Raw genomic sequence first — 7,129 nt, forward strand, 5'->3', positions numbered from 1 at the left:
GGAGCGGGACCGCACGCCCCACCCCGGCTGCCCCCTCCAGGACCCGGACTGCATCGGGTTTCACGACATCCACTGAGAGGTCGCGCGGAGGAAGCGGGCACCCCACTCCCGGAGGTGTGCGGCGAACTCCGGCGGCCCCAGCACCTCGAACTCGGCTCCCACGTTGCCCAGCGCCTGCGTCGGCCAGTCGAGGGACGTCGAGGTCATGGTGAGCCGGCAGCTGTCCCGGCCGGCCGGCTCGACCGTGCCCCACCGGCCGACCGTCTGCCGCACCCGCGCGGCGGGCGCGTGGACGAGGACCTCGACGGTCCAGGGCGCGGGGGTCCCGCCGGCCGCCCGTACGAAGGCCGCGGCGTCCTCGGCCGGGAGCGGACGGGGCCGGAAGCGGACTCCGGTCGCCGTCGGCCCGGTCAGCCGGTCGAGGCGGAAGCTGCGCCAGTCATGCCGTTCCAGGTCGTGGGCGACCAGGTACCAGCGCCCGCCGAGGGCGACGACGCGGTGCGGCTCGACCTCGCGCTCGGTGGCCGCCGAGCCCCGGGCGGTGTAGCCGAACCGCAGCCGCTCCTCGTCCCGGCACGCCTGGGCGACCGTGGTGAGCACCTCCGCGGCGACGGCCGGCCCGGACGCCGAGGCGGAGACGGTGACCGCCCGCAGGGCGTCCACCCGGGCCCGCAGCCGGGGCGGCAGGACCCGCACCACCTTGGTGAGCGCCCTCACCGACGCGTCCTCGATTCCCGCGATCCCGCTCTGCGCCGCGTCGCCGACGCCGACGGCGAGGGCCACCGCCTCCTCGTCGTCGAGCAGGAGCGGCGGCAGGACGGCACCGGGCGCCAGCTGGTAGCCGCCGTCCGTGCCACGGGCCGCGCCGACCGGATAGCCGAGGTCGCGCAGCCGGTCGATGTCGCGCCGCAGGGTGCGCTCGGACACCCCGAGCCGTTGGCACAGGCCGGGGCCGGGCCAATGGCGGTGGGTCTGCAGCAGGGAGAGCAGCCGGAGGGTCCGTGAGCTGGTGTTCGCCATGCCGGAATACTGCCCGGAGTTCCGGCCGGAAAGTGGCCGGAAGGGTCTCTAGAGTCGAATGCGAAAGACCGCGACCCGAGGTGAGGACCAAGAATGATCACTCGTGAGATCCGGCCCGCCCCGCAGGTCACCGGCGTACCGACGCCCGACCACCTCGCGGGGGCCTGCCAGGGCCACGTCTCGGCGCGTCTGTCGTGACCACGCTCTCCCTCCGGGCGCTGAACCGGGCGCTCCTCGACCGGCAGTTCCTGCTCGCGCGCACCGACCGTCCGCCGCTCGACGTGATCGGACGTCTGGTGGCCCTCCAGGCGCAGGAGCCCAACTGGCCCTACGTCGGCCTGTGGAGCAGGATCGACGGCTTCACCCAGGCGGATCTCACCGCGCTCGTCGAGGACCGGAAGGTCGTCCGGTCGACGCTGCTCCGCAGCACCCAGCACCTCGTCACGGCCGACGACTTCCGCCGCCTGCGGCCGCTGGTACAGCCCGTACTCGACCGCACCGCCGGCTCGTCGTACTTCACCCGGAACCGCGTCACCGGGCACGGCACGGGGCTGGACGCGGCGGCGCTCGTCACCGAGGGGCTCGCCCTGCTCGGGGGCCGGACGCTGCCCCGCAGGGAACTGGCCCGGCAACTCGCCGAACGCCACCCCGGCCACGACGGACGGATCCTGGCAGGGGAGGTCGAGCTGCGGACTCCGCTCGTCCACGATCCCGCCACGGGCTCCTGGGGCTCCTGGGGCAACCGGTCGGCGATCTCCGTCACGCCCGCCGACGCGTGGCTGGGACGACCGATGGCGCCCACCGGTGACGGCGACGCGGCGAAGGAGCTGATCCGCCGCCATCTCGCCGCCTTCGGCCCGGCCGGCGTGAAGGACGTCCAGGCCTGGTGCGGGCTGACCCGCCTGGGCGGGGTCGTCGCGGAGATGGGCGCCGAGCTGCGCCGCTATTCCGGCCCCGGTGGCGGGGAACTGTTCGACCTGGCCGACGCGGAGCTGCCCGACCCCGAGACCCCCGCACCGGTGCGACTGCTGCCCGCGTTCGACAACGTGCTGCTCGCCCATGCCGACCGGACCCGGATCATCGGCGACGAGGACCGCACCCTCGTGATGCCCGGCGCGGCACAGGTCCGGCCCACCTTCCTGGTGGACGGCCGGGTGCGCGGCACGTGGTCCCTCGTGGCCGGGACGCTGCGGCTCGCGCCGTTCGGGCCGCTCCGCGCCACCGACCGGGCGGCCCTGGAGGAGGAGGCGCACCGGCTGGTGCCGTTCGTGGGCGGCACGGCGGTGGCCGAGGACCGGCCGGCCACCACCTGACCGTCTCGGCCCTCACCCGGGCGACCCCGGCGGAAGGGGCGTCGGACGCGCATTGCGCCGATCATGGGAAGGGGCGCCCTTCGCACCGACGGGCGGCCGTTCCGGCCGGGAGACGGGAGGTACGGGGATGGCGCGCACGCGCGAGGTCTACTCCTACGACTACGCGGCCGACTTCGGGCTCAGCGGACTCGCCGGCATCCTGTGCGCCCGGTCGGCACTCCGGCTCGACGAACCGGTGGTGCTCGACATCGCCGAGTCCGAGGCGGAGGACGACGACCACCGGCTCGGCGCGGACGTCCGGCTCCTCCTGGAGTCCCCGCTGCCGGACGACGTGCTCCACACCGTGTGGCTGGCGGCCGTACGCCGCTGCTTCGACCCGGCCGAGGAGGGCACGGACACCCGGACCTGGCTGGAGGGTGTCGCGGAGCTGTGCCCGCCGCGGGCTCCGGAGCGCGACCCGTACGAGGCGAAGTCCCTGGACGAGGCGCGGCCCGTGGTGCCGGAGGAGGAGCTGCGGACGGCAGTGGCCGCGGAGGTCGAGTCGGCCGCGGCCGGACTCGTTCTCCGCGTCGCCGTACCGGGGATCGTTCCCGCCCTCCTCCGGGTCGTGCGCGAGGCGGACGCCGACCTCGGGTTCCGGTTGTTCCTGAGGGCGCTCAAGGCGTACTCGGTGCCGGTCGACGCGGACACGTACGAGCGGCTGATCGCCCTCGGCGACGGGCTGGCCTACCCGCGGGCCGTGGTCCATGACGAGCTGACCGTGCGCTGGCGCCCCCTCGATCCGGGCCGTCGCGACTTCGCACGCGGGCGGTTCGGGCTGCCGATGCTCGCGGCCGCGCTCCGCGGGACGGAATGGGCCTACGGGGGCACCCCGCGCGAACACATCCAGCGGGTCGCCGACGACGGTCCGGGGCACGCCCCGGGGGCGTACGCCGCGGTGCTTCTCGACGACGCCTGGCGGCTCCTCGACTCCGCCCTCCCGGCGCGGTCGGTCGTTCTGCTCTGGCGGACCGCGACCGGGCGTCTGAACGTCCCGGACGAGGACGAGTTCGACGCCGACGGGCGGGACTGGCTCGAGCAGGTCTCCCAGGTGTGCCACGCCCACCTCGCGGAGGTCGACCCCGCCTACGCGCCCTTCCTCCCGCCCGCCAGGACCGATCTGACGGAGGCGGTGCTGCGGGAGGTCCGCGAGGCGGTCCACGCCGGCGCGGAGCCGGTACGAGGGGTGGCGCGGGTCCTGGAGGACGTGGTCACGGCCGTCGACCCGGACCTCGGCTTCCGCCTCCTGCTCCACATCCTCACCCTGTACGGGGTCCCCGTCGGCGAGGCCCGCCGCGCCCGCTACCGGGTTCTCGCCGCGCGACTCGGCTTCAGCGAGGACCACCTGGACGACCGGCTGCCCGAGGACCGCAGCGGCGCCTCCTGGGAGGTGTCGGGTCCGTCGCCCGTCCGACGGCCCGTCAGGACACCCGGCACAGGATCTCGCCGTGCGGGACCATGAACCAGGCGTCCTCCCGCGTACCCCACTCCCGCCAGGCCTCCGCGATCTCCGTCAGCTCGGCCCTGGTCGCGTGGCCGCCAGACACGGCCAGGTCGGCGTAGCCGGAACCGGTCGTACGGTCCGCCCACAGGCCGCTCCACCAGGCCCGCTCCTCGGGCGTCGCGAAGCACCAGGCGGCGGCGGTCGTCGTGATGTCGGTGAAGCCGGCCTGCCGCGCCCAGGAGAACAGTCGCCGCCCCGCGTCCGGTTCGCCGCCGTTGGACCGGGCGACCCGGTGGTACAGGTCCAGCCAGCCGTCCAGGACGGGCCGTTCGGGATACCAGGCGAAGGCCCCGTAGTCGCTGTCCCGGGCCGCGACGACACCGCCGGGGCGGCAGACCCGCCGCATCTCGCGCAGTGCCCGCACCGGGTCGCCGACGTGCTGGAGCACCTGGTGGGCGTGGACCACGTCGAAGGAGTCGTCGGGGAAGTCCAGGGCGTGCACGTCGGCGACGGCGAACCCGACGTTCCCCAGGCCGCGTTCGGCCGCCACGGTACGGGCCTTCACCAGGACCTCCTCGGCCGCGTCGACCGCGGTGACCCGGCCCGGGGCGACCAGGGACGCCAGGTCGGCGGTGATGGTGCCGGGTCCGCAGCCCACGTCCAGGACGTCCAGACCGGCGGAGAGCGCGGGCAGCAGATAGGCCGCGGAGTTGGCGGCCGTCCGCCAGTTGTGCGAGCGCAGGACCGACTCGTGGTGCCCGTGGGTGTAGACGGCCGTCTCTTGGGCCGTCCCGCGGCCCGCGGGGTCCGCGGCAGGGGTGGAGGCATGCGTCATCGGAGCGACTCCCTCGGTGTGGGTGCGTGCTCACCACCGTACGCACCGATGTCGCATGATGAGATCAGCGTCTTGAGATGTGGACATCCTGGGTCGGCGTGTCAGGTGAACAGGTCTCCCCGGTAACGGAGTTCTTCCAGCACCCGGCCCCCCGTCTCCTCCCGCACGACCTCGCCGTCCGGGCGCCAGCCCGCCGCCTCGTAGAAGTGGCGCCCCCGCGCGTTCCCGGCGAACACCCACAGCGCGGCCGTGCGGAACCCGCTCGCCACGAGGGCCTCCGCCGAGGCCGCGAGAAGGGCCCGCCCGACTCCCGTGCCCCACACCTCCGGCAGGGCGTAGAGGGCGGCCAGTTCGGCCGTCGTCCGCCGGTCGAGATCCTCGTCCGGCCAGGCCCGGAAGCAGGAGAACGCCCGCACCCGCTCGTCCGGGCCCGTCTCGACCAGGACCGTGGGCCGTTCCGGGGTGGTGAGGCGGGCCCGCCAGGTCGCGGTGCGTTCCCCGACGTCCAGGGCGTCCAGGTAGGGGGCGGGCAGCAGGTCGCGGTAGGCGGCCCGCCAGGACAGCACGTGCACGGCGGCGACGCCCGCCGCGTCCTCGGGAAGGGCTTCTCGAATCGGCATGCCGCATTGTCGTCCGGGCGGCGCCTCTGCCGCCCCGCAATTACGGACCGCCTCCCGTATACGCCTTCGCAGTTCCGGCCCCGGCGCCGTATCCGCCTCCGCACATGCGGGGACGCCGGATCGGCCGCCGTCCGCGCCGACCTGACGAACCCCCTGTGACAGCACGATGAACGAGCCGTCCGCACCGCCCTTCCGCCCCTAGGATCGGCCGCGCCGCCGCCCGGTGGCGCGCCTCTCCCACCTGCCGAGGAGTCCCGTGCCGAACTCGCCCGCGCCCGCCCGCCGTTCCGTGCTGAAGGTTCTCGCGGCGGCCCCGGCGGTCTCCGCCCTCGGCGGGCTCGCCACCGCCACCACGGCCGCCGCCGCATCGGCACACGCGCCCGCGCGTACCCCCGGACAGGCATCCCCGCGCGCCACGGCCGCCGTCCCCCTCTCCGCGCCCGGGATCGTCAAGGCCCTCCCGGCCGAGCACTTCACCGTCCGCAGCACCAACGCCGAGGCCCGTTTCGACACGTTCGGGGACACCGGCCGGCTCACCCCCGTCGACCGCTTCTTCGTCCGCAACCACACCACCACCCCCGTCCTCGACGCCGCCGACTGGCGCCTCACCCTGTGGGGCGACGGCCTGCACGGCCGCAGCCCGGTCCACTTCACCTACGGGCAGCTCCGCGACCTGCCCTCCGTCACCCGAACGGCCCTGATCGAGTGCGCCGGTAACGGACGCAGCCTCTACACGAGCCAGCAGGGCGAGCCGGTCACCGGCACCTCCTGGACCCTCGGCGCCGTCGGAGCCGCCCGCTGGCGCGGGGTGCGCCTCTCCGACGTGCTGCGACGGGCCGGGATCGCCCGCGACGCCGTCGACCTCCAGCCGCGCGGCCTCGACGACCCGTACGTCTCCGGCGGGATCGACCACGGCCGGGTCCGCCGCCCCCTGCCGGTCGCCAAGGCCTTCGACGACGTGATCCTCGCGTACGAGATGAACGGCGAGCCCCTCCCGTACGACCACGGGTACCCGGTCCGGCTCGTCGTGCCCTCCTGGGTCGGCATCGCCTCCATCAAATGGCTCGGCGACATCGAGGTCTCCACCCGCCCGCTCACCTCGCCCTGGTCCACCGACTGGTACCGCCTCTTCGGCGACGCCCACCCGGCCGGCGGCAGCGCCCCGATCAGCCGCCAGACGCTCAAGTCCGCCTACCAGCTGCCCTTCGGCGCCACCCTGGAGGCCGGCCGGGTCCACCGGCTGACCGGCAGGGCCTGGTCCGCGCACGCGCCCGTACGGACGGTCGAGGTGTCCACCGACGGCGGCGCGCACTGGCGGCGGGCCCACCTCCACGACGCCCCCCGGCGGGACGGCTGGGTCCGCTGGAGCACGCCGTGGCTCCCGCGCGCCACCGGACCGGCCACCCTGCTCTCGCGGACCACCGACGCCGCCGGCAACACCCAGCCCGAGCGGGCCGTCCACAACACCCAGGGCTACCTCTTCAACGCGACCGTGCGACACCCGGTGACCATCGCCTGAAGCGACCCCTGGAGCGGCGGAACCGGCCGAACCTTCGTATAAAGGGCACGGGGGTGCCGTGCCGGCGCCCCCGTGCGCTCAGGAGGTACGGGACATGCGGCAGACGGCTCCGGACGGCCGCGGCCCGGTGCGCTACGGCCCTCCCGCCCCCGACACCGGCCTTCCCGTGCTGCCGGGACTCGCCGGGCTCCTCTCCGCCGCCGCCGGACGGACCACCCCCGAGCCGCCCGGCGGCGGCCCCGTCCTGCGTGAGGCCGCCTCCGGCTACTGGTGGCGCCGGGTCCGGCCACGACGTCCTCGGGGTGGGTGCGCAGGCCGCGGCGCCACCAGTAGCCGGAG

The 7,129-nt window shown here is 75.1% G+C and carries 6 protein-coding genes and 1 pseudogene; 4 read left to right on the forward strand and 3 right to left on the reverse strand.

All coding sequences use genetic code 11. The features are described 5' to 3' along the window. Positions 1–60: 60 nt before the first annotated feature. Positions 61–1,020, reverse strand: coding sequence for a helix-turn-helix transcriptional regulator (locus AOK00_RS13010; RefSeq protein WP_055600472.1), 960 nt, complete (start codon positions 1,018–1,020; stop codon positions 61–63). A 194-nt stretch (positions 1,021–1,214) separates the two neighbouring features. Between AOK00_RS13010 and AOK00_RS13015 the strand changes: the two genes are divergently transcribed. Beyond that, on the forward strand, positions 1,215–2,333 hold the full coding sequence (locus tag AOK00_RS13015; protein WP_055600473.1) for a winged helix DNA-binding domain-containing protein: 1,119 nt from the start codon (positions 1,215–1,217) through the stop codon (positions 2,331–2,333). Positions 2,334–2,460: 127 nt separating this feature from the next. Continuing rightward, positions 2,461–3,834, forward strand: a complete 1,374-nt coding sequence (locus tag AOK00_RS13020) for a hypothetical protein (protein WP_055600474.1) — start codon at positions 2,461–2,463, stop codon at positions 3,832–3,834. Here AOK00_RS13020 and AOK00_RS13025 read toward each other — a convergent pair. Then, positions 3,794–4,651 carry a methyltransferase domain-containing protein gene (locus AOK00_RS13025; RefSeq protein ID WP_055600475.1) on the reverse strand — a complete coding sequence of 286 codons (858 nt, stop codon included), beginning with the start codon at positions 4,649–4,651 and terminating at the stop codon, positions 3,794–3,796. The two genes, AOK00_RS13020 and AOK00_RS13025, sit on opposite strands and share 41 nt — an antisense overlap. Positions 4,652–4,752: 101 nt before the next feature. Then, positions 4,753–5,271, reverse strand: coding sequence for a GNAT family N-acetyltransferase (locus tag AOK00_RS13030; RefSeq protein WP_055600476.1), 519 nt, complete (start codon positions 5,269–5,271; stop codon positions 4,753–4,755). A 256-nt stretch (positions 5,272–5,527) separates the two neighbouring features. On the opposite strand from AOK00_RS13030, the gene AOK00_RS13035 reads away from it, so the two are divergent. Beyond that, positions 5,528–6,790, forward strand: coding sequence for a sulfite oxidase (locus tag AOK00_RS13035; RefSeq protein WP_055600477.1), 1,263 nt, complete (start codon positions 5,528–5,530; stop codon positions 6,788–6,790). A 94-nt stretch (positions 6,791–6,884) separates the two neighbouring features. Then, positions 6,885–7,129: pseudogene (locus tag AOK00_RS37070) on the forward strand (pyridoxal phosphate-dependent aminotransferase); the annotation flags it as partial.

It is taken from the genome of Streptomyces aureus, assembly GCF_001418135.1.
Taxonomy (GTDB): Bacteria; Actinomycetota; Actinomycetes; order Streptomycetales; family Streptomycetaceae; genus Streptomyces; species Streptomyces aureus_A.